Consider the following 26,522-nt stretch of genomic DNA (forward strand, 5'->3'; position numbering starts at 1 on the left):
AGCGAATTGTCGCTATGCTTGCATTGTTAATCGGGAAGAGGAGCAAACAGTGCGTATAGGTATCGATTTAGGCGGTACGAAAACGGAAGTTATCGCGCTTGGCGATGCAGGCGAACAGCTTTTTCGCCATCGCCTGCCCACGCCGCGTGATGATTATCGGCAAACGATAGAAACCATCGCCGCGCTGGTGGAGATGGCGGAAAAGGCCACCGGGCAGTCGGGAACCGTCGGGATGGGCATTCCCGGTTCAATTTCGCCCTACACCGGAGTGGTGAAGAATGCCAACTCGACTTGGCTTAACGGGCAACCTTTTGACAAAGACCTGAGTACGCGTCTGAATCGCGAAGTGCGGCTGGCAAATGATGCCAACTGCCTGGCGGTTTCTGAAGCCGTTGATGGTGCAGCGGCGGGGGCGCAAACCGTGTTTGCGGTGATTATCGGTACAGGATGTGGCGCTGGAGTGGCGCTGAACGGCCGGGCGCACGCGGGCGGCAACGGTACTGCGGGCGAGTGGGGGCATAATCCGCTGCCGTGGATGGACGAAGACGAACTGCGTTATCGGCAGGAAGTGCCCTGCTATTGCGGCAAGCAAGGCTGCATTGAAACCTTCATTTCCGGAACCGGTTTTGCCACCGACTACCAGCGTCTGAGCGGTAAGTCGCTCAAGGGCAGTGAAATTATCAGTCTTGTTAATGCCCGGGATGCCCAGGCGGAACAGGCGTTGAGTCGGTACGAGCTGCGTCTGGCGAAATCACTGGCACATGTGGTGAATATTCTCGATCCGGACGTAATCGTGCTGGGCGGCGGAATGAGTAATGTCGACCGACTGTATCAAAACGTGCCAACGTTGATTAAACAGTTTGTCTTTGGCGGCGAGTGCGAAACGCCTCTACGCAAGGCGCTGCACGGTGACTCCAGCGGCGTGCGCGGCGCGGCCTGGTTGTGGCCGCAGGAGTAATGTTCGCGTTGCCGGGTAGCGCAGAGGCTATCCGGCAGCGGGAGTCATCCGGGATACGCTGCGCTTCAGGCGACCGTAGAGCAGCAGCGACGACATTGCAGAAAACGACAGCAGCGCCGCCGGCAACGTCACGTAGTTGTAGGCAAAGCCCAGCGTCAGCATCATACCACCGCACCAGGCGCCAATTGCGCTGCCGAGATTAAAGGCAATTTGCCCTCCTGCCGCACCCAGCAGCTCACCCCCTTTAGCATTTTGCAGCAGCAAAATTTGCAGCGGCGCCGACAGGGCAAACAGGCCCGCGCAGCAAATAAAGGCGAAGATCAGCGACGCGGCTTTGATCCCGCCAAAGGCAAAGAGCAGCAGCAGAGCCAGCACAATTACAAAGTCGGTTATTACCGCAATACGCAGCGGCGTATAGCGGCCAGAAAGACGACCGCTCAGCAGATTTCCCAACACCATTCCCAATCCCACCAGCATCATGATGAAGGTCATCAGCGCTTCGGAAAAGCCGGAGATGAACATCATGTACGGTTTGACGTAGCTGAACCAGGCGAAAACCCCGGCGTTACCAAACATGGTGGCGGAAAAGATGAGCCACGGGGCGGGGGTTTTCAAAAAGTGAAATTGTTCGCGCAGTTTCCCTTTGGCTTCATCGCTGATGTTGGGTATCCAAAAAGTTATCGAGACCATCACGGCGATATTAAAGACGGCTATCAGCAGAAACGTGTAGCGCCAGCTAAATTCCTGGCCCAGCCAGGTGCCGATGGGAATGCCAACCAGATTAGCAACGGTCATACCCGAAACCATGCCCGCGACGGCGGCGGTGACTTTTCCCGGACGGGCCAGCTTCGACAGGATAATCGCGCCAACGCCAAAAAACGCGCCGTGTGGAAAGCCGGAAACCAACCTGCCCACCGCCAGCATTAAATATGAGGAGGAGAGGGTGAAGATGGCGTTGCCGATCACGCACAGCGTGACCAGAAACAGCAGAATATGCTTGAGAGAAAAGCGGTTGGAAAAGAGCGCAATAATAGGCGCGCCCAGCACCACGCCAAAAGCGTAAAACGAAATCATATGGCCAGCGGCAGGGATGGAAATTCCCACGTCCCGCGCCAGCTCGGTGAGTACACCCATGATGCCAAACTCGGCCATGCCCAGCCCAAATGTCCCCAGAGCTAAAGAGAAAATGACTTTTTTCATACCACCTGCCAACAAGAAAGACGCACGATGTGCGCCATAGCGGCGAACGTTCGCCGCCAATAGAGATAGCTTGCGGATAAGCGAAGTGGAATGCCATTTCATATCCGTCTTTGTGTATTCACGATCGTGCTATGTGCTGTGCCGGATGGCGCTGGCGCATATCCGGCCTCCTGGAGCTGAGATGCTATCAGGCATCAACTGCAAACATTTTATCGAGTTTGCTGTAGCCCAGTCCGTTGATTTTTTTGACCTTGATCTGCACCGGAATGCGTTCTTTCATCGCTTCAACGTGGCTGATGACACCAATAGTTTTGCCAGTGGCGTTGAGCGCATCGAGCGCATCCAGGGCGGTATCCAGCGTTTCGCTGTCCAACGTGCCGAAACCTTCGTCGAGGAACAGGGAGTCAATTCGCGTTTTGTGGCTGACCAGGTCGGACAACGCCAGCGCCAGCGCCAGACTCACGAGGAAGCTCTCGCCGCCGGAAAGCGTACGCGTGTCACGCACGGCATCGGCCTGCCAGGTATCAACCACTTCCAGCTCCAGCGCTTCGCTGGCCTTGCGCTGCAACAAATAGCGACCGTGCAGTCGGGTCAACTGGTTGTTGGCAAGCCAGACCAGATTATCCAGCGTCAGCCCCTGGGCAAACTTGCGGAATTTATCTCCCTCTTTCGAGCCGATCAGCGCGTTCAGATAGCCCCAGTCTTCGACCTGCTGTGCGACTTTCGCAATCTCGAGCATCAGCGCCTGCTGCTGCTGGCGGTTTTCTCCATCCTGCTTGAGCTGCTGGCGAATTTCGCCCTGACGAGTGGTGTTCTCCCGTAGCTGCTGGGTGAGTTGCGCCAGCGCGTCGTGAAGATGTTGCACGGTGAGCGTGAGATCCACCCCGGTTGGTAGCTGTTGTTGATGAGTCGCCAGCGCCTGCTGCGCCTGATTAAGCAGCGTTTGCGCCTGCTGTCGCTGGCCTTCCAGTGATTGCTTCAATTGTTCAAGGCGGTTAAAGGTCTCTTCATCCAGCAGGGCGGCAACAAAGGCGTCGCGATCGGTAAAGATGCTGGCCTGCAATGCGGTATCAAACTGCGCCTGAATTTCTGCAGCGCGCTGAACCTCCTGCGCCTCCTGCTGCTGTAAGGTTTGCCACTGCCCCTGTAAAGAGAGGCAATCGTCGTGCACCTGCCGCCAGTTTTCCAGCGACAGATTCTCACTGTTTTCACCAAGCGCATCGGTTTCAGGCAGCGTTTCCAGCACCGGCGCAAGTTGGGCGATTCGAGCCTGTAATTCAGTCAGTTCGTTCTGGCGCTGCTGCCACATTTGCGCTTCGTTCGCCCGTTCGCTCAGCCATGAGGCGACTTCAGCCTCGGTCGGAAGGGACAGACCATGACGGGCCAGCTCGGCGGTTAACGTTGCCTGACGCTGGTCAATATGCTGCTGGAGCTGAGTAATCTGCTCTGTGTGTGCGGTGATTTGCGCTTGCAGGGTATGACGCAGACTTAGTTGGTGAAGCTGCTGCTCGTGCTCTTCCTGGGCGGCAAGCCACGTGGCGATGTCATCCTGCGGTTGCAGCGTCACGTTGAGGCTGGCGGTGACGGTCTGCCACTCTTGAGTAAGTGCTTGCTCTTCCTGAGAAAGCGTTTGTACTTCGCGTTCATCGCGCTGAAGTTGCTGGGTTATCGCCTCAAGTTGACCGCGTAGAGTTGAACCCTCATCGGCCAGCGTTTTGACCTCTTTTTCCAGCGCTTCACGCCGTGTCTGATTCACACTCAGTTCGAGCGTTTGATAGCGCTCAATCGCCGAGTGCGTGGTGGAGCCGCAAAGTGGGCAAGGCATGCCGGATTGCAATAGTGCCCGCTGGCTTTCCAGATCTTTGATCCGGGCTTCCTGCTCGCAAATGATTCTCACATCGGCAAGCTGCTGATTTTTATCTTTATAGCGCTGACGCTTTTCTGTAAGCACCGCATTGCGCTGGGCCAGCTCCTGCTGACGCTGCACAAGCGTGGCGCGTAGCTGCGCCAGTTGCTTTTGCTTCGGGGCGATGTGCCCGTGCAGATTACTCAGCCGCTGGCGTAACGGACGAAGCTGCACATGTTGCGCCAGCGCTTCCGTTACCTGTTGTACCGAAAGGGTCAGCGTGGGAATCGCCAGCGCATCGAGCTTACGCGTGTCGTTCTCCCGCAACTGCTGCCACTGGCGCAGTTGAACGCTGGCGTCGGACTGTTGGGCCAGCAGCGCTTTCCATCCTGCCAGTTCGCTACTCCACAAACGGAAGCGGTCATGTTCCTTCAACCAGTCGGTTAACGTTTGCTGTCCGGCGAGCATAGCGGCCGACTGCGTTTGTGCCTGCTGACGAATACGTCCGCGCAGCGCTAAGCTGCTTTGTAAGCGAGCATTCACTTCCTGAATCTTCTGTCGCGTACGGTCAATCGTAGCCGTTTGTTCCTGGATTCGCTCCCAGTGTGGGCGTAACGCTCTGGCCGGGAGTGCCAGACTCAGCGCCGCCAGTTGCGGCTGCGCCTCTTCCTGCGCCTGAAGTGCAGCCTGTAATGCCTGCTGGTGGCGGTTTATCTCCGCCTGTAGCTCATTTTGCCGCATGAGCCAGTTGAGGTGCTGCTGCTGGGCTTGTTGGCTGGTAAGGTATTGTTTTTCTTCGTCAGTAAGTACCTGCAAACTTTCTGTCAGGGATTGCAATTGCTCTGGCGCTAACAGCGCAACACCGCTGGCCTGGGCCTGCAATTTTTCCAGTTCCGTACGCGCTGATTTGTGCTTTTCAAATACCATGGCGGAGATTTGGCCGTAGATCTCAGTGCCGGTCAGCTCTTCCAGCAGCTCGGCGCGTTCTTTCGGTTTGGCATTGAGAAATGCGGCAAACTGCCCCTGAGACAGCAGCATCGAACGGGTAAAACGTCCGTAATCCAGCCCGGTAAGCTCGGCGGTCATCTCCAGCTTATCTTTGACCTTATCGGCGAGGATTTTACCGTCGGAGCAGCGGGCCAGCTCTACGCGAGGGACCTGCAGATTGCCCTCCGGCTGATTGCGTGCCCGGTTCTGGCTCCAGAATGCGCGGTAGGCTTCGCCCCGCACCTCAAACTCGACCTCGGCCAGACACTCCGCGGTGTCGCGGGTCATCAGGTCGTTTTGCGACTGTGACACGGTATTCAGGCGCGGCGTTTCGTGGTACAGCGCAAGGCAAATTGCGTCCAGCAGGGTCGTTTTCCCCGCACCCGTTGGCCCGGTGATGGCGAATAACCCGTTGCTGGCAAACGGTTCTGCCGTAAAATCGACTTTCCATTCTCCCTTCAGGGAGTTGAGGTTTTTCAGGCGCAGGCTGAGAATTTTCATGCTTCAGCCTCCCCGGCAAGCGTTTGTAAGGTTGCGCTAAACAGCTGGTTAAGCCGCTCACGCTGCGGTTCTTCGAGTTCTTCCAGCGCCAGGCGGCGGTCAAAAACCTCTGCCACGCTCAGCTCGCTTAACGTTTCACGTCGTTCATTGGCCATAATGCGTTCGCGCTGTTCACGACTGCGGCGCACCAGTAGCACTTCTACCGGTAAATCTTCGGTTAAGGCCTGGATCTTACGTTGCATATCATGCAGGTAGTCGTCGGTGGTGATTTCAATATCCAGCCACACCGGTGGCTCTTGCTGCACGCCGCGCCACTGCTCAAGCTGGGTAGTAATGGCGGCTAAATCGCCTTTCAGTACCGCAAGCTGCTGCGTAACCGGCACGGTGAGATTTTCAACGGCGCTGAGTTTCCCCGCGTCAAAGCTCACCAGATGTACACATTTGCTTTTGCCGCACTCGTCAAAACTGAGGGCAATCGGCGAGCCGCAGTAGCGAATATGTTCCGTGCCGCCGATAACCTGCGCCCGGTGAATATGTCCCAGCGCGATGTAGTCTGCCGGTGGGAAGTTTTGCGCCGGGAAGGCGTCCAGCGTACCGATATAAATGTCACGTACGGCGTCGCTTTTACTGGCTCCAACGGTGGTCAAATGCCCGGTCGCAATGATGGGGAGATTGTGGTCGCCGCGCAGCGTGCAGGCATCCTGATACTGCTGCTGATAATAGTCGGTGATTGCGCCCAGTAAATGCTGCTGTTTTTCTTGTCCTGTCAGCCCGGCCTGGCTGGTGATGATGTCGCGCGGACGTAAAAAAGGCACCGGACACAGGATCGCCCCCGGCGTACCGTCGCGTAGCGGCAGTATCTGCGGCCCATGGCCAGCGCTGGCAACCACCGTGGTGTTGAGAAACGCAAGAATATCGCGGGATTCATTGAGCGTGGCGACGGAGTCGTGGTTGCCTGCCAGCACCACCAGATGACAGCCGGTTTGCTGCAGATTGACGACAAAACGGTTATACAGCTCACGGGCATAGCTAGGCGGTGAGCCGGTATCGAAAATATCGCCTGCCACAATAATGGCATCCACCTGCTGGGATTGTGCCGTTTCCAGCAGCCAGTCGAGAAAGGCCTGATGCTCGGCGGCGCGGCTCTTGCTGTAGAAATTTTGGCCCAGATGCCAGTCAGACGTGTGAAGGATGCGCATAAGAGTTCCATGACGGTAAAACAATGGCGGGGATTATAACCCTTCACGAGTGGGAATATCTTGTCTCCGGGCTGTCATAATTCGCCGGGCTGCGTTAAACCTGGACTATCTTTTCATAAATCTGTCATAAAACTGACGCATAATGGCACTGTATTGATGGCAAACGATTTAATTACAAACAGGGCAAATCATGGCGAGACGTATTCTGGTCGTAGAAGATGAAGCTCCAATTCGTGAAATGGTCTGCTTCGTGCTCGAGCAAAACGGATTTCAACCCGTTGAAGCCGAAGACTATGACAGTGCTGTGAACCAACTCAATGAACCCTGGCCGGATCTCGTCCTGCTTGATTGGATGCTTCCCGGCGGCTCGGGTCTACAGTTTATTAAACATCTTAAGCGCGAAGCGATGACGCGGGATATCCCGGTGATGATGCTGACGGCGAGGGGGGAAGAGGAAGATCGCGTCCGGGGGCTGGAAACCGGTGCGGATGACTATATTACCAAGCCCTTTTCTCCCAAGGAGCTGGTGGCGCGTATTAAAGCAGTTCTGCGTCGTATTTCACCGATGGCGGTGGAAGAGGTTATAGAAATGCAGGGGCTAAGCCTTGATCCCACCTCGCATCGCGTGATGACCGGCGAGGATCCGCTGGATATGGGGCCGACCGAATTCAAACTGTTGCACTTCTTTATGACTCATCCCGAGCGTGTCTACAGTCGCGAGCAACTCCTCAATCATGTCTGGGGAACCAATGTGTACGTGGAAGACCGGACAGTGGATGTGCACATCCGCCGCTTACGTAAGGCGCTGGAGCACAGCGGACACGATCGTATGGTGCAGACGGTTCGCGGGACGGGATATCGTTTTTCAACCCGCTTCTGACTGACAAGAATCAGGGCCTGAAGGATTAGGCCGTATAGGGAGTAAGACGTTTGCTAGAACGATTGTCATGGAAAAGGTTGGTACTGGAGCTGATCCTGTGCTGCATACCGGCATTTATCCTTAGCGCTTTTTTCGGTTACCTGCCCTGGTTTTTACTGGCGTCGGTAACGGGCCTGCTTATCTGGCATTTCTGGAATTTATTACGTTTGTCCTGGTGGCTATGGGTCGACAGAAGCATGACGCCGCCGCCGGGGCGAGGCAGTTGGGAGCCGTTGCTGTACGGGCTGCATCAAATGCAACTGCGTAACAAAAAGCGCCGTCGTGAACTGGGTAATCTGATTAAACGTTTTCGCAGCGGGGCGGAATCGCTACCCGACGCGGTGGTGCTGACCACTGAAGAAGGCGGTATCTTCTGGTGTAACGGACTGGCCCAGCAGGTTCTGGGACTGCGCTGGCCGGACGATAGCGGGCAAAATATTCTTAACCTGTTGCGCTACCCGGAATTTACACAATATCTGAAAACGCGCGATTTTAGCCGACCGATCAATCTGGTACTCAATACCGGACGGCATCTGGAAATTCGCGTGATGCCCTATACCGATAAGCAACTGCTGATGGTGGCGCGCGACGTTACCCAGATGCATCAACTGGAAGGTTCACGACGTAACTTTTTCGCCAACGCCAGCCATGAACTGCGTACGCCTCTGACGGTGTTACAAGGGTACCTGGAAATGATGCAGGAGCATCCGCTGGAAGGGACGACGCGTGAAAAAGCGCTGCATACCATGCGTGAACAAACGTATCGCATGGAAGGGCTGGTGAAACAGCTGCTGACGCTGTCAAAAATTGAGGCTGCGCCGACGCTACTGCTGAATGAGAAGGTCGATGTGCCCATGATGCTGCGCGTGCTCGAACACGAAGCGCAAACGCTGAGCCAGCAAAAACATACGTTTACCTTTGATGTTGATAACAGCCTGAACGTGCGGGGTAACGAGGAGCAGTTGCGTAGCGCTATCTCGAATCTTGTCTACAACGCGGTGAACCATACGCCAGCGGGAACGCACATTACCGTACGCTGGCAGCATGTGGCGTCGGGGGCGGAGTTTTGCGTGGAAGACAACGGTCCAGGCATTGCCGCCGAGCATATTCCACGCTTAACCGAACGTTTTTATCGTGTGGATAAGGCGCGATCGCGACAAACGGGCGGCAGCGGACTTGGCCTGGCCATCGTTAAGCATGCGCTGCATCATCACGACAGTCGCTTGAATATCGAAAGCGAACCAGGCGTTGGGACGCGATTTAGTTTCGTGCTCCCGGAACGTTTAATTGCCAAAATTAACGGTTAAGGCGCATTCGTAAGATAATCTTTCCAAAAGCCAGCGCAAGCTGGCTTTTTCTATGCGGTCAATATAACCATCCTGAATTTTACGACGTTTGGTTGTTTTTTGTTCGAACTATTGCCCATACCTTTTTCCATGAAATGGTGTTTTGTGCTAACCCCATTTTTCATATCGCTATATTGTTCTGGTTTTTGGATCCCACCTTGCTTTAAAACGTTATAAGCGTTTAAATTGCGCTCCAGGTGCTGTCATACCGACTGCATTTACGCGGTAAATCGAAAAACTATTCTTCGCCGCGCCAGTCTGGGAGTGTTTCCCGCTGGAATTGAGCAAAAATGCCGCTGTATTGTCCCCCAGGGAAAGGCAAAAATTTATTATTTTCAACACCACATCCACAGGCAGTAAGACTTTATGACCCATCAGTTAAAATCGCGCGATATTATCGCTTTGGGATTTATGACATTTGCACTGTTCGTTGGTGCAGGTAACATCATCTTCCCTCCAATGGTTGGTTTGCAGGCAGGTGAACACGTCTGGACTGCGGCTTTTGGCTTTTTGATTACCGCCGTTGGCCTGCCGGTACTTACCGTTGTCGCGCTGGCGAAAGTCGGTGGTGGTGTGGACCGACTGAGCACGCCTATCGGTAAAGTCGCTGGTTTGCTGCTGGCGACCGTGTGCTATCTGGCTGTTGGTCCGTTATTTGCTACGCCGCGTACCGCAACGGTCTCTTTCGAAGTCGGGATTGCACCGCTGACCGGTGACTCCGCGCTGCCACTGCTTATCTACAGCGTGGTCTATTTCGCGATTGTGATTCTGGTTTCGCTGTATCCGGGCAAACTGCTGGATACGGTTGGTAATTTCCTGGCCCCGCTGAAAATCCTGGCGCTGGTGGTCCTGTCTGTCGCCGCAATCGTCTGGCCAGCAGGCCCGATCAGCAATGCGATGGAAGCCTATCAAACTGCTGCGTTTTCTAATGGCTTCGTGAACGGGTATCTGACCATGGATACGCTGGGCGCGATGGTATTTGGTATTGTTATCGTCAACGCCGCTCGCTCGCGTGGCGTTACTGAAGCGCGTCTGCTGACCCGTTATACCGTTTGGGCGGGTTTGATGGCGGGTGTGGGCTTAACGCTGCTGTATCTCGCGCTGTTCCGTCTGGGTTCAGATAGCGCAATTCTGGTCGATCAATCTGCTAACGGCGCGGCAATTCTGCATGCGTATGTTCAGCACACCTTTGGTGGCGCAGGGAGCTTCCTGCTGGCGGCGTTGATTTTCATCGCCTGTCTGGTCACCGCGGTTGGCCTGACCTGCGCGTGCGCAGAGTTCTTTGCCCAGTACGTTCCACTGTCTTATCGTACGCTGGTATTTATCCTCGGCGGCTTCTCGATGGTGGTCTCTAACCTGGGGCTGAGCCATCTGATTCAGATCTCTATTCCGGTGCTGACGGCTATCTATCCGCCATGTATCGCACTGGTTGTATTAAGTTTTACCCGCTCATGGTGGCATAATTCTTCCCGCGTCATTGCACCTGCGATGTTTATCAGCCTGATTTTTGGTATCCTTGATGGCATTAAAGCTTCTGCAATTGGCGACGTGTTACCGGCCTGGACCCAGCGTTTACCGCTGGCGGAGCAGGGGCTGGCGTGGTTGATGCCAACAGTCGTGATGGTGGTCCTGGCAGTTATCTGGGATCGTGCAGCGGGTCGACAAGTGACCTCCAGCGCACACTAATATCACTGACAATAAGTTTTAACCACGGGGCTATTAACATGGCCCCGTGGTTTTTTATTGTGTTAACAGGTTAGGAATCGATGGAAAGTAATAACAAGCTAAAGCGTGGGCTGAGCACCCGGCACATTCGCTTTATGGCATTAGGTTCAGCAATTGGTACCGGGCTGTTCTACGGCTCGGCCGATGCCATCAAAATGGCGGGGCCAAGCGTGTTGTTGGCCTATATTATCGGCGGCGTAGCGGCGTATATCATTATGCGCGCGCTGGGCGAAATGTCCGTTCATAACCCTGCAGCCAGCTCCTTCTCGCGCTATGCGCAGGAAAACCTCGGACCGCTGGCAGGCTACATAACCGGCTGGACCTACTGTTTTGAAATCCTGATTGTCGCCATTGCCGATGTTACTGCCTTTGGTATTTACATGGGCGTCTGGTTCCCGGCCGTACCGCACTGGATTTGGGTACTCAGCGTGGTATTGATTATCTGCGCCATCAATCTGATGAGCGTGAAGGTGTTTGGCGAGCTGGAATTTTGGTTCTCGTTCTTTAAAGTCGCCACCATTATCATCATGATTGTCGCCGGTTTTGGCATCATCATTTGGGGGATTGGTAACGGCGGACAGCCTACCGGTATCCATAATCTGTGGAGCAACGGCGGTTTCTTCAGCAACGGCTGGCTCGGCATGGTGATGTCGCTACAAATGGTGATGTTCGCCTACGGCGGGATTGAGATTATCGGGATTACCGCTGGCGAAGCCAAAGACCCGGAAAAATCTATTCCGCGCGCCATCAATTCCGTACCGATGCGTATCCTCGTGTTTTACGTGGGGACGCTGTTCGTCATCATGTCTATTTACCCGTGGAACCAGGTCGGCACTGACGGTAGCCCGTTCGTTCTGACGTTCCAGCATATGGGGATTACCTTTGCCGCCGGGATCCTCAACTTCGTAGTCCTGACCGCGTCGCTGTCGGCCATCAACTCTGACGTCTTTGGCGTGGGGCGTATGCTGCACGGTATGGCGGAGCAGGGCAGTGCGCCGAAAATGTTCGCCAAGACGTCGCGTCGTGGCGTGCCATGGGTGACGGTGATGGTGATGACCATCGCGCTGCTGTTTGCGGTGTATCTTAACTACATCATGCCGGAAAACGTCTTCCTGGTGATCGCCTCTCTGGCGACCTTCGCAACGGTATGGGTGTGGATTATGATCCTGCTGTCACAAATTGCCTTCCGTCGTCGTCTGCCGCCGGAAGAGGTTAAGGCGCTGAAATTTAAAGTGCCGGGTGGGGTTGTGACGACCGTCATTGGCCTGATTTTCCTGGTCTTTATCATCGCGCTTATCGGCTATCATCCGGATACCCGCATTTCGCTATACGTCGGCTTTGCGTGGATTATCCTGCTGCTTGCCGGCTGGGTTTTCAAGCGCCGTCGCGAGCGCCAACTGGCTGAAGCGCAGTAATATTTTTGCCGGGTAGCTTAATGTTACCCGGCAATTTTCTCCTCCCCCGTACTCCTCCCCCAATAAACGTTAAGATGATGAGTGATCCTGCACTTCGCTATGGCAAGGTGACGTCATTATCATCAAAGGGGATACGTGATGTTGAACGCCTGGCACCTTCCGGTTGCCCCATTTGTTAAGCAAAACAAAGATCAACTGACGATTACATTATGGCTGGCGGGGGAAAATCCACCCCAGCGGGTGACGCTACGCGCAGAAAACGATAACGAAGAGATTTCGCTGGGTATGCACAAGCAACGCAGCCAGCCACAGCCGGGCGTGACCGCGTGGAGAGCGGCGATCGATCTCTCCAGCGGACAGCCTCGTCGACGCTATAGTTTTAAATTACTTTGGCTCGATCGTCAGCTGTGGTTCACCCCGCAGGGATTCAGCCGTTTTCCGCCTGCGCGTCTGGAGCAGTTTGCTGTTGATGTGCCGGATAACGGTCCGCAGTGGGCCGCCGATCAGATTTTTTACCAAATTTTCCCGGACCGTTTTGCCCGCAGCCAGTCGCGTGAAGCGACTCAGGATAACGTCTATTACCACCACGCTGCCGGACACGATATTGTGCGGCGCGAGTGGGATGAACCGCTTACGGCCCAGGCCGGTGGCTCCACGTTTTATGGCGGCGATTTGGACGGCATCAGCGAAAAGCTGCCGTATCTGAAAACGTTAGGCGTCACGGCGCTGTACCTGAATCCGGTATTTACCGCGCCGAGCGTGCATAAATACGATACCGAAGATTACCGTCATGTTGATCCGCAGTTTGGCGGCGACAGGGCGCTGCTGCGCCTGCGTCACACCACCCAACAGCAGGGGATGCGCCTGATTCTCGACGGTGTTTTTAACCATAGCGGCGATTCACACGCCTGGTTTGACCGACATAATCGGGGAACGGATGGCGCGTGTCATAATCCGCAATCCCCCTGGCGCGACTGGTATCATTTCTCAGCCGACGGCGTCGCGCTCGACTGGCTGGGGTATTCCAGCCTGCCCAAGCTGGACTTTTCCTCTGAAAGCCTGGTGAATGAAATTTATCGCGGCGAAGACAGTATCGTTCGCCACTGGCTGAAAGCGCCGTGGAGTATGGACGGCTGGCGTCTTGACGTGGTGCATATGCTGGGAGAGGCCGGTGGTGCGCACAACAACCTGCAGCACGTGGCCGGAATTACGCAGGCGGCGAAAGAGACCCAGTCAGAGGCGTATGTGGTGGGCGAGCATTTTGGCGACGCGCGCCAATGGTTGCAGGCCGACGCGGAAGATGCCGCCATGAACTATCGCGGTTTTACCTTCCCTGTATGGGGATTCCTCGCCAATACCGATATCTCATACGATCCGCAATTCATTGACGCCCAGACCTGTATGGCGTGGATGGATAACTATCGCGCGGGTTTGTCGCATCAGCAGCAGTTGCGGATGTTCAACCAGCTCGACAGCCACGATACCGCCCGTTTTAAATCTCTGCTCGGTAAAGACGTCGCACGTTTACCGTTGGCGGTGGTGTGGCTGTTTACCTGGCCTGGTGTGCCCTGTATTTACTACGGTGACGAAGTGGGACTGGATGGGAACAACGATCCGTTTTGTCGCAAACCATTCCCGTGGCAGCCTGAAAAACAGGACGCTAACCTGCTGGCGTTGTATCAGCGACTGGCAACATTACGCCACCAGAGCCAGGCGCTGCGCCATGGTGGTTGTCAGGTGATTTACGCCGAGGATAACGTGGTGGTGTTTGTACGCGTGCTAAACCGCCAGCGCGTATTGGTGGCGATTAACCGTGGCCACGCCTGTGAAGTGGTCCTGCCAGCCTCGCCATTACTGAGCGTCAGTCAATGGCAGCACCAGGAGGGCAAAGGCGTGCTTGCCGAGGATATCCTGACGCTGCCGGCGATTTCCGCCTCGGTGTGGATGGGTCATTGATATAAGCGCGTAACATCCGGGCTCGCCAGCAGCGTTTCCCGCCACCAGCGCTGCGCCAGTCCATCGCGGTTATTGCGCCAGGCCATATAGGCCACGTCTTTTTGGCGAAATGAGATGACCGTTTTTTCCACCAGCTCGCCCGTGGCAAGCCACGGGTTAGCAATATGGCGGGGGAGAAATCCGCAGCCCAAGCCGGCCCGCAGTAGCATCACCTTACTGTGGAAATCATCAACGCGAATCTGCGCCTGCTCCTCCATCAGATTGGTTTGTAACGGATGACAAAAGCGGGCGCTGTCGCTAATGACAATCGCCCGGTGCAGGCACAGCTGTTCGTTAGTCAGGCCATCCGGTGCTGCGGCCAGCGGATGCTCAGGCGCAACGACAAACACATTGTCCAGCGTGCCAAGCATTTTGTAGGACCAGGCCGCTGACGTAGGCGGTTCATTAATCGCCCCCAAAATAATATCTGCTCCATTATGCGTCAGTTCCTCCCAGGAGCCCGCCAGCGTATGGTGGGTGAAGTTAAGGCGGGTTTGCTTATTCAGCGCGTGAAATTCATCGATAATGGGCAACAGCGAGGCGAAAGGGAAGGAGTCGTCCAGCGCAATCGCCAGCTCTTTTTCCCAGCCTGAACTCAACTGCACCGCCTGCTTTTCGAGATCTTTTGCCGCACTCAGCAGCAAACGTCCCTTTTCAAGCATCATCTGACCGGTGTCGGTAAATTTTGCCCGGTGACCGGAACGGTCAAGCAACTCGATATTCAAATCACTTTCCAGCTTTTGAATCATATAGCTGAGTGCTGCAGGGGTTTTAAACAACGATTCGGCCGCCGCGGCAAATGAACCCTGTTTATCGAGTGCGTCGAGAATTAGCAAAACATCCAGATTGATGCGCATAAGCAGAAAATATCCTGAAAATTAAACCCCTCTGTTGTACCGAATGGAGAAAAACAATGCCAGTGAATAAATTAGATGAGTCATGCGCATTTTTTTGATGTTGTTTAGGATATATCGCAACACAAAATTAATAGTTTCACTGGATGGTAAGTTTTCTTTAATAACTCGTTAGAAATTTCCCGCTATACTCAACAAGCTTTCTGATTCAGGATCCTGCTGCTGACGGCAGATACAGACCGTTGCCTTTTAACTTATTGATTAAGAAGGTGTGCTATGTCTATTCGGGAACTGATTGACCCTCAAAACTCAACGCTTATTTTTATTGATCATCAGCCGCAAATGTCATTTGGTGTGGCGAATATTGACCGCCAGACTTTGAAAAATAATACCGTGGCATTAGCGAAGGCCGGGAAAATATTTAATGTTCCGGTGATTTATACTTCTGTGGAAACGAAAAGTTTTAGCGGTTATATCTGGCCGGAATTGTTAGCGGTTCATCCTGATGTGAAACCAATTGAACGCACCTCGATGAACTCCTGGGAAGATGCGGCGTTTGTGAAAGCCGTGGCAGCGACCGGGCGTAAAAAATTGATTATCTCCGCGCTGTGGACCGAAGTATGCCTGACTTTCCCGGCGCTGATGGCGCTGGAAGCGGGTTACGAAGTTTATGTGGTAACTGACACTTCTGGCGGCACGTCCGTGGATGCCCACGAGCGTTCTATCGACCGCATGGTACAGGCGGGTGCCGTACCTGTGACCTGGCAACAGGTTCTTCTCGAGTACCAGCGCGACTGGTCCCGCAAAGAAACCTACGACGCCGTCATGGATCTGGTACGTGAGCGCAGCGGCGCCTACGGTATGGGCGTGGATTACGCCTACACCATGGTGCATGGCGCGCCGGAACGTAAAGCCTAAATACACTTCATCCTTCATGTTGCCTCTTTGTTGGCTCCGTTTGCGTACCCCGGTCACTAACTTTTGTCAGCCTCCGGGGATACACAATCTTGCCGCTTCGATGCGCCATGAATGATTTTGTGTATTGCTTCCGTGGCCTAAGCGGGCCTGTTTCCTCTCCACAAGGAACCCTTTATGGCGCAGAACAAACATGTGACGTTGGTGATTTCCCACACCCTGCTGCCTGAACAAGCGCAGCGGTATGAGCAGTGGCTGGGGAAAATCATGCCGGTGGCGGCGGAGTTTCCCGGTCATCTGGGGGCGAATGTGATTCGTCCTGCAGATGGCAACAATCTGTGGAACATCATTATCCGCTTCGACACGCTTGAGCATCTGTATAACTGGACCCAGTCCGATACGCGCCGCGTGCTGGTCGAAGAGATTGCCCCGCTGCTGGCGGAAGGGGATAAAACTGAAATCCGCACCGAAGCGGCGTTCTGGTTTACACCGCCCGCGCCCCATGTACGTCAGCCCAGGCGCTGGAAACAGTTTCTGATAACCCTGCTGGTGATTTTTCCCAGCACCAATCTGGTGCCGTGGTTGACCGGCATTGTGCTGCCTGCCATGAAGGGCTCGTTACTCCTGCATCTGATCAATGATGCCTGTGTGGTTGCGCTGGTGGTCTGGTTCTGGATGCCCATCGTAACCCGTCTGTTTGCCGGATGGCTGAAAAAAGCCTGACCGGTTTCTCAGGAGATTGTTATGTCTCAAACTGCCACACTGATTCTGACTCACGGAAAAATTCATACTCTCGAAAGACAAAACCCGCAGGTCGAGGCGGTGGCGATCGCCAATGGTAAGATCCTGGCGACCGGTAGCCACGATCGAATCATGAGTTTTGCCACCGACGGGACGCAGGTTGTCGATCTGCAGGGACATACGGTGATCCCGGGCCTGAACGATTCGCACCTGCACCTCATTCGCGGCGGTCTGAATTACAACCTGGAATTGCGTTGGGAAGGCGTACCGTCGCTGGCGGACGCGCTGCGCATGCTCAAAGAGCAGGCTGACAGAACGCCATCGCCGCAATGGGTGCGCGTGGTGGGCGGCTGGAGCGAATTCCAGTTTGCCGAACGTCGCATGCCAACCCTCGAAGAACTGAATGAAGCTGCCCCGGATACCCCAGTTTTTGTTCTGCACCTCTACGACAGAGCTTTGCTGAACCGTGCCGCACTGAAAGCAGTCGGCTACACCAAGGCGACGCCGGACCCGGCGGGCGGTGAGATTGTGCGTGATAGCAACGGTAACCCAACCGGGATGCTGATCGCCAAACCCAACGCCATGATCCTTTATTCGACGCTGGCAAAAGGACCAAAACTGCCGCTGGAAATGCAGGTCAACTCGACCCGGCAGTTTATGCGCGAGCTGAACCGTCTCGGGCTGACCAGCGCCATCGATGCAGGCGGTGGTTTTCAGAACTACCCGGAAGATTACGAGATAATTGAGCAGTTACACGCCAACAAACAGATGACGGTGCGCATCGCCTACAACTTGTTTACCCAGCGTCCGCAGCAGGAACTGGAAGACTTTGAACGCTGGACCGATATGCTCAAACCAGGGCAGGGGACCGACTTCTACCGTGCCAATGGGGCAGGGGGAAATGCTGGTCTTCTCGGCCGCGGATTTTGAAGACTTCCTCCAGCCACGCCCGGATCTGCCGGAAGGTATGGAAGATGAGCTGGAGCGCGTGGTGCGCCACCTCGTGGAGCACCGCTGGCCGTTCCGCCTGCACGCCACCTACGATGAATCCATCAGCCGAATGCTCGACGTATTCGAGAAGGTGAATCGCGATATCCCGTTCAATGGGCTGCACTGGTTCTTCGATCACGCTGAAACGATTACCGAACGGAATATCGAGCGCGTAAAAGCGCTGGGGGGCGGGATCGCTGTTCAGCACCGTATGGCGTTCCAGGGCGAATATTTTGTCGATCGCTACGGCAAAGATGCGGTCAAACATACCCCGCCGGTGGCGAAAATGCTGGCGGCTGAAGTTCCGGTAGGGCTGGGGACTGATGCCACCCGCGTGGCCAGCTACAACCCGTGGACAGCGCTCTACTGGCTGGTTTCGGGACGTACTGTGGGAGGGCTGGCAATGTACGATGATAACAATCGTCTGCCGCGCGATGTGGCGCTGGAACTGTGGACGGCCGGTAGCGCCTGGTTCTCCAGCGAACAGGGTAAGAAAGGGCGCATCGAGAAAGACCAACTGGCCGACCTGGTGGTGCTGTCTAAAGATTACTTCAGTGTGCCGGAAGAGGAGATCAAACGCATAGAGTCGGTAATGACCATTGTCGATGGCAAAGTGGTGTATGCGGCCGGGCATTTCACTCCGCTGGCGCCGCCGGCCATCCCGGTTGTACCTGACTGGTCGCCGGTGGTAAAAGTGCCGGGGCACTATCGCTCAGCGCCGCCTGTTGCGGCAAAAATTGGCGCAATGGTGCAGATGCACCAGTGCTGCGGCAGCTGCGGCGTACACGGTCATCAACATGATATAGCGCGTAAATCGGCAATTCCGGTGTCAGATGACCGGGCTTTCTGGGGCGCGCTTGGCTGCTCCTGCTTCGCGTTTTAATCCCTCATCACAGCCCCTGGCCAAACGCAGGGGCTGATTGTCTATTCTGAAAAGCGGTTCATCGTGTTAACCGATATGGCGCAACTGCAACAATTTGTGTCATTCTGGTCTGTCTTTATACAGTGAAGGTGGAAACATGGATGAGCTGCTAACCCTTGGCTGCATTGTATTATTCTTCGCGCTGGTGGTGGTTCCTGGCCTCGCGATCGTGGCATTCAGACGCAGTGCGGCTGTACGTTCTGAGCTGATGGTCTTGCGCCGTCGGGTAGAGGAGCTGGAGCTGCGCGGTGTGGTGCAGACCAGCGCCGTTGAGCCAACGGCAGCAAAAGATATTGTTCCTGCCGATGCGCCAACGGCTGCGATGAGCAGCGTATCGCCGGAGCCTGTAACTGAGCCGCCGCCTGAGCCCGTTAACCCGTGGGCTTCACAGCCGAAGCCGGATAATGCGGCGGTATCTACGCCCGACGTCGAGCGGCCTTCTGCTTTTGGCGGGGTAATGTCATCGCTGGTGCGCTGGTTTATGCAGGGTAACCCGTTGGCAAAGCTCGGTATTTTGCTCCTGTTTTTGGGGCTTTCTTTCCTGCTGCGTTATACGGTCGAACATTCTCTGTTTCCGCTGGAGCTGCGTCTGGTGGCGGCCGCGCTGTTCGCTATTGTGCTGTTGGCGTTGGGCTGGCGGCTGCGGCATAAGCAACCGATTTATGCGCTGATATTACAGGGGGGAGCTACCGGAGCACTCTATCTCACCGTCTTTGGCGCGTTCCGGCTGTGGCAAATGCTGCCAATGACGCTGGCATTTGCGCTGCTGGTGGTGATTTGTGCGGCGAGTGTGGGGCTGGCTATTCTGCAAAAGGCGCTCAGCCTGGCGATGCTGGCAAGTCTTGGCGGTTATCTCGCGCCGCTGTTGCTTTCCACCGGCGGCGGCAGTCATGTCGCGCTCTTCTCATTCTATCTTCTGCTCTCGGTCGGCATTCTCGCCATCAGCATCTGGCAGCACTGGCGGGAGCTTAATCTGCTTGGCCTGCTGTTCACCTTCGGCGTTGGCGGGGTATGGGGCCTGGAGGACTATCGACCAGAGTATTACCTGAGTTGCCAACTGTTCCTGATCGCCAACACGATTATTTTTGGCGTGCTGAGCGTGGCGTTGTCGCTCCGGGCGCAGGAAAAAGGCAAACAGATTATTGACGGCGTACTGCTGTTTGCCCCACCGCTGATCGGTTTTGGAATGCAGTATGCCATTACCCGGCATATGGCTTATGGTCCGGCGCTTAGTGCGCTGGGCTACGGTGGTTTCTATCTGGTGTTAGCAAAGTTTGCGTTGCGGCGTTCCTCTTCTCTGGGGAGACCTCTGGTATTGTCCGCCCTGGCGCTCGGTGGTGCGTTTACCACTCTTGCTATCCCGTTGGCGCTTTCAGCCCGTTGGACGGCGATGGCCTGGTCGCTGGAGGGGCTTGGGATCCTCTGGCTGGGCGTGCAACAACAGCAACGACGCATGAGTTATAGCGGTACGGCGCTGCTCGTGCTGGCCGTGGGGAGCGCGCTATGGGCGCTGGCGAACGAAACAACCGCGCTCTCAGTCATGCTGATTTTTGCCGTGCTCAGCCTCAGTTGGCTGGTTGCTGCATGGCTATGGCGCAATATTTGGATGCCGGGCAGTTGGGCGCTACTCGCTGGTGGTTTGGTTTTCTGGATTGTTGCGCTCGTTGCGGCATCGCAACTCGTTCTGAAACAGGATCGGTGGGTACTGTCTGGCGTGCTGGCATTAATGGCGGTATCGAGCTGGGGCTGGCGAAGTATCGCGGGTCGCCTGGCGTGGCGGGAGCTGGATGCCAGTAAATGGCTGCTGTGGCCGATGATGCTGGTGATGCTGATCTATCAGATCTCTGTACAGCAGATTTTTGCGGCGGGCTGGCCGAATCTGGCCTGGTGCGCGGCGCTAATTGTTGCGGTAGCGCTGCTCTGGCGTGACGCACCAATATTACCGCCAATGCTTTCCAGACTGGCGCATTTATCGTTCTTCTGGATGATTTTACTGGCGCTCGCGGTTGAGCTGTTCTGGTTCGCGCAGGGGCTGCCGTGGGGAAGGGCTGCGTGGGGTAGCGGCCTGATGATGGCGGCTGGCGGGCTGCTTATTTTCCTGATTTATCAGTCTGTTCATCGACAAATCTGGCCGTTTCGCATCTGGCCGGCCCTCTATTCTGTTCAGGCGATGGTTCCCGTTGTGCTGGTGCTGGTAGGTCTGCTCGTGCTGACGAATTTACAAGATGGCGTGGTTTATCGTCAGACTTATCTGCCGTTGCTCAACCCGCTGGAAGAGGGCGCAGCTTTTGCCCTGCTGGGCTTGGTGGTGTTTTATCGCGCGTCTGAACGCTATTTCCCGGCGCAGCTTTCGGTATGTCGCCCATGGCCGGTTGTGGCGCTGATGGCGCTCAGCTTTTGGTGGCTCAATGGTGTGCTGCTGCGCGCATTGTCCTGGTATGGCGAGGTTGCGTGGCGTGTAGACGCACTATGGGATTCACGGCTGATTCAAACCTGTTTTGCTCTGTTCTGGATGCTGGCGGCATTGGTGGTGATGCTATGGGCGACCCGGCGTCGCTCGCGTCGGGAATGGCTGTGTGGCGCGGTATTGTTGGGGATAGTCATTGTGAAACTGATGCTGGTGGACAGCGCAGGAGGCGGCGGCCTGGCGCGCGCGGTTGCGTTTATCGGTGTGGCCATTCTGGTGTTGATTATCGGGTATTTTTCACCATTACCGCCCAAAGCTGGAGAAGAAAAATGAAATGGATGAAAGCGGTGTTATGCAGCGTACTGCTGGGCGTGACAGGCGCGGCGGTAAGCAGCGATGAAGTGAAAGAGTCTCCGGCGGACTACGTAACGGGGGTGACGCTGGAAACTACGGGCACATCGCCGTGGTATCGCCTTTCGCTACCTCCGGCGGTGTATCCGGGTACCGCCTGGGCGGATTTGCGCGATGTCCGGGTCTTTAACCATCTGGGGGAGACGGTGCCGTTTACTCTGGTGGCGCAGAAAACCCAGCCCGTTACGCCAGAGGCAGTGGCGCTGCGTTTTTTCCCGCTTGATATGTCACCGGTTGCGCCGCGTGAGGAGGGGCAACGAGGCGGAGACGCTATTGTTTTACGCTCGAAGAGCGGCATTGAAATTCATTTGCAAAGTGATGATGTCAAAGCGCTCGGCCAGAGCTATTTACTGACGCTCCCGGAAGAGACGAAAGATGCCTTTTCACTGGCGCAGTTACGCCTGAACTGGGACTCGCAGGCGGGCAACTGGCAGGGGAAAGCCTCGGTTTATGCAAGCAGTGATTTGCGCTACTGGCGACCCGTGCAGGAAGATGCGCCGTTAATGGATCTGACGCGTGATAACGATCGCCTGAAAATGGACACCATCAGCGCCAGCCTCACGCTTTCTGTGGAGGCGACTCGCTACCTGCTGGTGATCCTCGACTCGCAAAGTCCGGCGCTGACGTTAAACAGCGTGAGCGCGATAGCGGCCAGCAGCGAGCCGGAATCCGAGCGTATCGTGATTGAAGCCCAGGGGATTAAGGTTTCGGATGACGAAGCCGTCTGGCGATGGGCGCAGCCCCAGCCGCTGACCTCGCTTCGCATCGATCTGGAAAGTGAAGGTGTTTTACCGGTGGAACTGGCCTGGCGCAGCGCTGAAAAAGAGCCCTGGCAGCCGCTGACAAAAACCATGCTTTACAATCTGGACTGGAGGAGTGCGGAAGATATTCGTCTTTCCGGTCAGTTGGTTGAGGCCGTCCGGATGACGACCATTAACGCCCGGTTGCCAGAGAGGCTGCCTGAGTTGAGCGGCATGCGCGACAGTTATCAACTGGTGTTTAATACGCAGGGCAAAGGGCCTTATATGCTGGCGTGGGGAAACCGGGCGGCGAAAAAGGCAGATGTTGGTCTCGATATGCTGATCCCGGCGTCGCTGCGTAAATCGCAGGAGATAGATTATCTACCGTGGGCGACTCTTCAGGAGAGCGTGGCGCTTGGTGGTGAAGCGCGATTGACGGCAACGTCAGTAGCTGAGCAACAAAGCCAGTGGAAAACGCTGATGGTGTGGGGGGCGTTAATTCTTGGGGTCGCCGTACTGGTGCTTATGGCGTGGCGAATCTGGCGTGAAGTGAAAAAGGATAATCCGACATAGACCAATGAAAAAGGCCCGCATTTGCGGGCCTCTTACGATTCATGCCAATTACAGGCTGGAAACGTTCTCGGTCAGGTATTTTGCTACGCCGTCCGGAGACGCGTTCATACCTTCTTTACCTTTTTCCCACTGTGCCGGGCAAACGTCGCCGTGCTCTTCGTGGAACTGCAGCGCGTCAACCATGCGCAGCATTTCGTCGATGTTACGACCCAGCGGCAGATCGTTAACCACCTGGTGGCGAACAACGCCGTTAGCGTCGATCAGGAAAGAACCGCGCAGAGCAACGCCCGCTTCCGGGTGCTCGATGCCGTAGGCTTTCTGGATTTCGCGTTTGATGTCAGCAACCATTGCGTATTTCACTGCACCGATGCCGCCTTTGTCGACAGGGGTGTTACGCCATGCGTTGTGGACAAATTCAGAGTCGAAGGAAACGCCAACAACTTCCACGCCGCGCTTCTGGAATTCTTCGTAACGTTTGTCGAAAGCGATCAGTTCAGACGGGCAAACGAAGGTGAAGTCCATCGGCCAGAAGAACAGAACGGTAGTTTTACCGTTGGTATGCTGTTTGAAGTTGAAGTTTTCAACGATCTCACCGCTACCCAGTACCGCAGCTGCTGTGAAATCCGGAGCCTGACGAGTTACCAGTACCATATAATTCTCCTGCAATGTTAAGGGGTTTTTGGAACGCAACGCGGGCCAGTATAGAGAGTGTTCGGGAATAAGACAAAGAGGCGCTGGCAATCAATGAGACAGGTTTCGTCTATCAATCTTTTGCCGGATGGCGGCTACTGCTTATCCGGCGGCTAATACGGGCTGTAGTCAAAGGGTTTTACGCTGCGCCTGTTCCATCATTTGCGGATAAAACTGCCAGAACCGTTCCTCTAACGCATCGTAATGCGTATCCAGGTCATACCATGAGTCACGCAAGGCATCGAGTCGTGGGCGGCGGCTGGCCATGCCATTCAGGACGTTCTGGATAAAATCCATGTCCCGATAGCGCTCAAGCCATTTCTCTGACCATATATAGTTGTTTAAATTGATAAAGCGCGGTGGCGATTCAGGCAAAATAGTGGTCACCTGGGTGCGAGCATAGCGGACAAAGTCCGCCAGCGGGAAGTCGGGGGATATTTCCGACCAGTGGCGCGACAGAAAATGATCCCACATTACGTCCAGCGTAATCGGCGCGACACGGCGCGTTTCGCTGCGAAACCACTCTTTGGCTTCACGCACCTGCGGCAGGTTATCGGTCATCACGTCGATACGACGGTGCATGAAGATGCCTTCCACCACGTCAGGCGAATAGTGCGTTTCCGGATTGCCCCGGACAAAGTCGGCCAACAAATTGCCGGAAAGCGAGCTGTCGGCAAGGTGAGCCAGATGCAAATGTGCAAGAAAATTCATATCCACTTCATCCTTCAAACTGCCTCTTTGTTGGCTGCCTTCACTCACCCCAGTCACTTACTTGAGTAAGCTCCCGGGGACTCATTCAGTTGCCGCCTCGATGCATCTTGAATGATTTTGTGTATAGATTATGTCTTTTAACTTGAGGGGTAAAGGTTGCAGGGAGGACGCCCCGGCACTAGACTACCCGCCTCTTATTTTAGTCTGAGTCAGTGTCATGCGCGTTACCGATTTCACCTTTGAACTACCCGAATCCCTGATTGCCCACTATCCGCAAGCTGAGCGCAGTAGTTGCCGCTTGCTGTCTTTGGACGGGCCGACGGGCGCGCTGACGCACGGTACTTTCACCGATTTGCTCGATAAGCTCAACCCTGGCGATTTGCTGGTCTTTAACAACACCCGCGTTATTCCGGCGCGTCTGTTTGGCCGTAAAGCCAGCGGCGGCAAGATTGAAGTGCTGGTCGAGCGTATGCTGGATGACAAACGTATTCTGGCGCATATTCGCGCCTCGAAAGCGCCGAAACCGGGGGCCGAGCTGCTGCTGGGCGACGACGAAAGTATTAAAGCAACGATGGTGGCACGCCATGACGCGCTGTTTGAAGTCGAGTTTAACGACGAGCGCAGCGTACTGGATATCCTTAACGCCATCGGCCATATGCCGCTGCCACCGTATATTGACCGTCCGGATGAAGACGCCGATCGCGAGCTGTATCAGACCGTGTATAGCGAAAAACCGGGTGCGGTCGCCGCGCCGACTGCGGGTCTGCACTTTGACGATCCGCTGCTGGCTAAGCTGCGCGATAAAGGCATTGAAATGGCGTTCGTCACGCTGCACGTGGGCGCGGGGACTTTCCAGCCGGTGCGCGTAGACACCATCGAAGATCACATCATGCACTCCGAATATGCGGAAGTGCCGCAGGATGTCGTTGATGCTGTGCTGGCGGCAAAAGCGCGCGGCAACCGCGTGATTGCGGTGGGCACCACCTCCGTACGTTCACTGGAAAGCGCGGCACAGGCGGCCAAAAACGACCTTATCGAGCCGTTTTTCGGCGATACGCAAATATTCATTTATCCTGGCTATAAATATCAGGTGATTGATGCCCTGGTAACCAACTTCCACCTGCCGGAATCAACGCTGATCATGCTGGTTTCCGCGTTTGCTGGTTATAAAAACACCATGCACGCCTATCATGAAGCGGTAAAAGCGGAATATCGCTTTTTTAGTTACGGTGATGCGATGTTTATCACGTACAATCCGCAGGCTATTTCTGAGCGTGTCGGGGAATAAATCCGCGATATGAGTATTTAAAACGTCGGACTGTTTTTCTGACGCAGGAGTTAAGATGAAATTTGAACTGGATACCACAGACGGTCGCGCTCGCCGCGGCCGCCTGGTTTTTGATCGTGGCGTAGTAGAAACACCTGCTTTTATGCCGGTCGGTACTTACGGCACCGTGAAAGGCATGACGCCGGAAGAAGTTGAAGCAACTGGCGCGCAGATTATCCTCGGTAACACCTTCCACCTGTGGCTGCGCCCGGGGCAGGAAATCATGAAACTGCATGGCGATCTGCACGATTTTATGCAGTGGAAAGGGCCAATCCTCACCGATTCCGGCGGCTTCCAGGTTTTCAGCCTGGGTGATATCCGTAAGATTACCGAGCAGGGCGTGCATTTCCGTAACCCGATCAACGGCGATCCGATTTTCCTCGATCCCGAGAAATCAATGGAGATTCAATACGATCTCGGTTCCGATATCGTCATGATCTTCGACGAATGTACACCGTATCCGGCCGACTGGGACTATGCTAAACGCTCGATGGAGATGTCTCTGCGTTGGGCGAAGCGCAGTCGGGATCGTTTTGATAGCCTCGGCAACAAAAATGCGCTTTTTGGCATCATTCAGGGCAGTGTTTACGAAGATTTACGTGATATCTCCGTTAAAGGTCTGGTAGACATCGGTTTTGATGGCTACGCTGTCGGCGGTTTGGCTGTCGGTGAGCCGAAGGAAGATATGCACCGCATCCTGGAGCATGTATGCCCACAGATTCCGGCAGATAAACCTCGTTACCTGATGGGCGTCGGCAAACCAGAAGATCTGGTTGAAGGCGTACGTCGCGGTATCGATATGTTTGACTGCGTGATGCCAACGCGAAATGCCCGTAATGGTCATTTGTTTGTGACTGACGGCGTGGTAAAAATTCGTAACGCGAAACATAAAAGCGACACCAGTCCGCTCGATGCTGAGTGTGATTGCTACACCTGTCGCAATTATTCGCGCGCTTACTTGCATCATCTCGACCGTTGCAACGAAATATTGGGCGCGCGACTCAACACGATTCATAACCTTCGCTACTACCAGCGTTTGATGGCGGGTTTACGCAAGGCTATTGAAGAGGGTAAATTAGAGAGCTTCGTGACCGATTTTTACCAACGTCAGGGTAGACCAGTTCCACCTGTGAACGTTGATTAATTTTAA

Annotated in this window: 18 protein-coding genes and 1 pseudogene; 13 read left to right on the forward strand and 6 right to left on the reverse strand. The window is 55.1% G+C overall.

Annotated features, from left to right (window positions below):
• Positions 1-49: 49 nt before the first annotated feature.
• Positions 50-958 (forward strand): fructokinase, encoded by a 909-nt coding sequence (mak, locus tag WC7_RS20075; protein WP_016152012.1) that lies wholly within the window; start codon positions 50-52, stop codon positions 956-958.
• Between the two features lie 27 nt (positions 959-985).
• Here mak and araJ read toward each other — a convergent pair whose 3' ends face one another.
• The 3 genes from araJ to sbcD all read right to left on the reverse strand — a co-directional run bounded on the left by araJ (position 986) and on the right by sbcD (position 6,691).
• Positions 986-2,158, reverse strand: a complete 1,173-nt coding sequence (gene araJ, locus WC7_RS20070; protein ID WP_032946974.1) for an MFS transporter AraJ — start codon at positions 2,156-2,158, stop codon at positions 986-988.
• 187 nt (positions 2,159-2,345) lie between these two features.
• Positions 2,346-5,492 (reverse strand): exonuclease subunit SbcC, encoded by a 3,147-nt coding sequence (gene sbcC / locus WC7_RS20065; RefSeq protein ID WP_016152014.1) that lies wholly within the window; start codon positions 5,490-5,492, stop codon positions 2,346-2,348.
• Complete coding sequence (sbcD, locus tag WC7_RS20060; protein WP_016152015.1) at positions 5,489-6,691, reverse strand: exonuclease subunit SbcD; 1,203 nt, start codon at positions 6,689-6,691, stop codon at positions 5,489-5,491. The genes sbcC and sbcD overlap by 4 nt, the downstream gene beginning before the upstream one ends.
• Positions 6,692-6,881: 190 nt before the next feature.
• Between sbcD and phoB the strand changes: the two genes are divergently transcribed.
• The 5 genes from phoB (at position 6,882) to malZ (ending at position 14,052) form a co-directional block, all read left to right on the forward strand.
• Positions 6,882-7,571 carry a phosphate response regulator transcription factor PhoB gene (phoB, locus tag WC7_RS20055; protein ID WP_003021496.1) on the forward strand — a complete coding sequence of 230 codons (690 nt, stop codon included), beginning with the start codon at positions 6,882-6,884 and terminating at the stop codon, positions 7,569-7,571.
• 50 nt (positions 7,572-7,621) lie between these two features.
• Positions 7,622-8,917, forward strand: a complete 1,296-nt coding sequence (gene phoR, locus WC7_RS20050; protein WP_016152016.1) for a phosphate regulon sensor histidine kinase PhoR — start codon at positions 7,622-7,624, stop codon at positions 8,915-8,917.
• A 405-nt stretch (positions 8,918-9,322) separates the two neighbouring features.
• A complete protein-coding gene (brnQ, locus tag WC7_RS20045) occupies positions 9,323-10,642 on the forward strand; it encodes a branched-chain amino acid transporter carrier protein BrnQ (protein WP_016152017.1) in 1,320 nt (439 codons plus the stop codon).
• A gap of 80 nt (positions 10,643-10,722) precedes the next feature.
• On the forward strand, positions 10,723-12,096 hold the full coding sequence (gene proY / locus WC7_RS20040; protein ID WP_016152018.1) for a proline-specific permease ProY: 1,374 nt from the start codon (positions 10,723-10,725) through the stop codon (positions 12,094-12,096).
• 138 nt (positions 12,097-12,234) lie between these two features.
• Positions 12,235-14,052, forward strand: coding sequence for a maltodextrin glucosidase (gene malZ / locus WC7_RS20035; protein ID WP_016152019.1), 1,818 nt, complete (start codon positions 12,235-12,237; stop codon positions 14,050-14,052).
• Here malZ and WC7_RS20030 read toward each other — a convergent pair.
• Entirely contained in the window at positions 14,046-14,948 is a 903-nt protein-coding gene (locus tag WC7_RS20030; RefSeq protein ID WP_016152020.1) for a LysR family transcriptional regulator, read from the reverse strand. The genes malZ and WC7_RS20030 overlap by 7 nt on opposite strands.
• A 273-nt stretch (positions 14,949-15,221) precedes the next feature.
• Between WC7_RS20030 and WC7_RS20025 the strand changes: the two genes are divergently transcribed.
• The 5 genes and pseudogenes from WC7_RS20025 to WC7_RS20010 all read left to right on the forward strand — a co-directional run bounded on the left by WC7_RS20025 (position 15,222) and on the right by WC7_RS20010 (position 22,644).
• Positions 15,222-15,863, forward strand: coding sequence for a hydrolase (locus WC7_RS20025; RefSeq protein ID WP_016152021.1), 642 nt, complete (start codon positions 15,222-15,224; stop codon positions 15,861-15,863).
• A 174-nt stretch (positions 15,864-16,037) separates the two neighbouring features.
• Positions 16,038-16,583 (forward strand): antibiotic biosynthesis monooxygenase, encoded by a 546-nt coding sequence (locus WC7_RS20020; protein ID WP_016152022.1) that lies wholly within the window; start codon positions 16,038-16,040, stop codon positions 16,581-16,583.
• 21 nt (positions 16,584-16,604) lie between these two features.
• Positions 16,605-18,474: pseudogene (locus WC7_RS0124375) on the forward strand (amidohydrolase).
• 136 nt (positions 18,475-18,610) lie between these two features.
• A complete protein-coding gene (locus WC7_RS20015; RefSeq protein WP_016152025.1) occupies positions 18,611-21,253 on the forward strand; it encodes a DUF2339 domain-containing protein in 2,643 nt (880 codons plus the stop codon).
• The gene (locus tag WC7_RS20010) at positions 21,250-22,644 is read left to right on the forward strand and encodes a DUF3999 domain-containing protein (protein WP_016152026.1); all 1,395 of its coding nucleotides are present in this window, start codon (positions 21,250-21,252) and stop codon (positions 22,642-22,644) included. The genes WC7_RS20015 and WC7_RS20010 overlap by 4 nt, the downstream gene beginning before the upstream one ends.
• 48 nt (positions 22,645-22,692) lie before the next feature.
• Here WC7_RS20010 and WC7_RS20005 read toward each other — a convergent pair whose 3' ends face one another.
• Both WC7_RS20005 and acpH read right to left on the reverse strand, forming a co-directional pair.
• On the reverse strand, positions 22,693-23,295 hold the full coding sequence (locus WC7_RS20005; RefSeq protein WP_003021524.1) for a peroxiredoxin: 603 nt from the start codon (positions 23,293-23,295) through the stop codon (positions 22,693-22,695).
• Positions 23,296-23,463: 168 nt separating this feature from the next.
• Positions 23,464-24,045, reverse strand: a complete 582-nt coding sequence (gene acpH, locus WC7_RS20000; RefSeq protein ID WP_016152027.1) for an ACP phosphodiesterase — start codon at positions 24,043-24,045, stop codon at positions 23,464-23,466.
• 217 nt (positions 24,046-24,262) lie between these two features.
• On the opposite strand from acpH, the gene queA reads away from it, so the two are divergent.
• A complete protein-coding gene (gene queA / locus WC7_RS19995; RefSeq protein WP_003021529.1) occupies positions 24,263-25,333 on the forward strand; it encodes a tRNA preQ1(34) S-adenosylmethionine ribosyltransferase-isomerase QueA in 1,071 nt (356 codons plus the stop codon).
• Between the two features lie 55 nt (positions 25,334-25,388).
• Positions 25,389-26,516 carry a tRNA guanosine(34) transglycosylase Tgt gene (gene tgt / locus WC7_RS19990; protein WP_003021535.1) on the forward strand — a complete coding sequence of 376 codons (1,128 nt, stop codon included), beginning with the start codon at positions 25,389-25,391 and terminating at the stop codon, positions 26,514-26,516.
• Positions 26,517-26,522: the final 6 nt, after the last annotated feature.

This window comes from Citrobacter sp. KTE151 (assembly GCF_000398845.1).
Lineage (GTDB): Bacteria > Pseudomonadota > Gammaproteobacteria > Enterobacterales > Enterobacteriaceae > Citrobacter > Citrobacter braakii.

Bases quoted from the DNA above. Each gene is read 5' to 3' on its own strand.
- araJ (WP_032946974.1), bottom strand. From the start codon at position 2,158: ATGAAAAAAGTCATTTTCTCTTTAGCTCTGGGGACATTTGGGCTGGGC.
- sbcC (WP_016152014.1), bottom strand. From the start codon at position 5,492: ATGAAAATTCTCAGCCTGCGCCTGAAAAACCTCAACTCCCTGAAGGGA.
- sbcD (WP_016152015.1), bottom strand. From the start codon at position 6,691: ATGCGCATCCTTCACACGTCTGACTGGCATCTGGGCCAAAATTTCTAC.
- phoB (WP_003021496.1), top strand. From the start codon at position 6,882: ATGGCGAGACGTATTCTGGTCGTAGAAGATGAAGCTCCAATTCGTGAA.
- brnQ (WP_016152017.1), top strand. From the start codon at position 9,323: ATGACCCATCAGTTAAAATCGCGCGATATTATCGCTTTGGGATTTATG.
- proY (WP_016152018.1), top strand. From the start codon at position 10,723: ATGGAAAGTAATAACAAGCTAAAGCGTGGGCTGAGCACCCGGCACATT.
- malZ (WP_016152019.1), top strand. From the start codon at position 12,235: ATGTTGAACGCCTGGCACCTTCCGGTTGCCCCATTTGTTAAGCAAAAC.
- WC7_RS20030 (WP_016152020.1), bottom strand. From the start codon at position 14,948: ATGCGCATCAATCTGGATGTTTTGCTAATTCTCGACGCACTCGATAAA.
- WC7_RS20025 (WP_016152021.1), top strand. From the start codon at position 15,222: ATGTCTATTCGGGAACTGATTGACCCTCAAAACTCAACGCTTATTTTT.
- WC7_RS20020 (WP_016152022.1), top strand. From the start codon at position 16,038: ATGGCGCAGAACAAACATGTGACGTTGGTGATTTCCCACACCCTGCTG.
- WC7_RS20015 (WP_016152025.1), top strand. From the start codon at position 18,611: ATGGATGAGCTGCTAACCCTTGGCTGCATTGTATTATTCTTCGCGCTG.
- WC7_RS20010 (WP_016152026.1), top strand. From the start codon at position 21,250: ATGAAATGGATGAAAGCGGTGTTATGCAGCGTACTGCTGGGCGTGACA.
- WC7_RS20005 (WP_003021524.1), bottom strand. From the start codon at position 23,295: ATGGTACTGGTAACTCGTCAGGCTCCGGATTTCACAGCAGCTGCGGTA.
- acpH (WP_016152027.1), bottom strand. From the start codon at position 24,045: ATGAATTTTCTTGCACATTTGCATCTGGCTCACCTTGCCGACAGCTCG.
- queA (WP_003021529.1), top strand. From the start codon at position 24,263: ATGCGCGTTACCGATTTCACCTTTGAACTACCCGAATCCCTGATTGCC.
- tgt (WP_003021535.1), top strand. From the start codon at position 25,389: ATGAAATTTGAACTGGATACCACAGACGGTCGCGCTCGCCGCGGCCGC.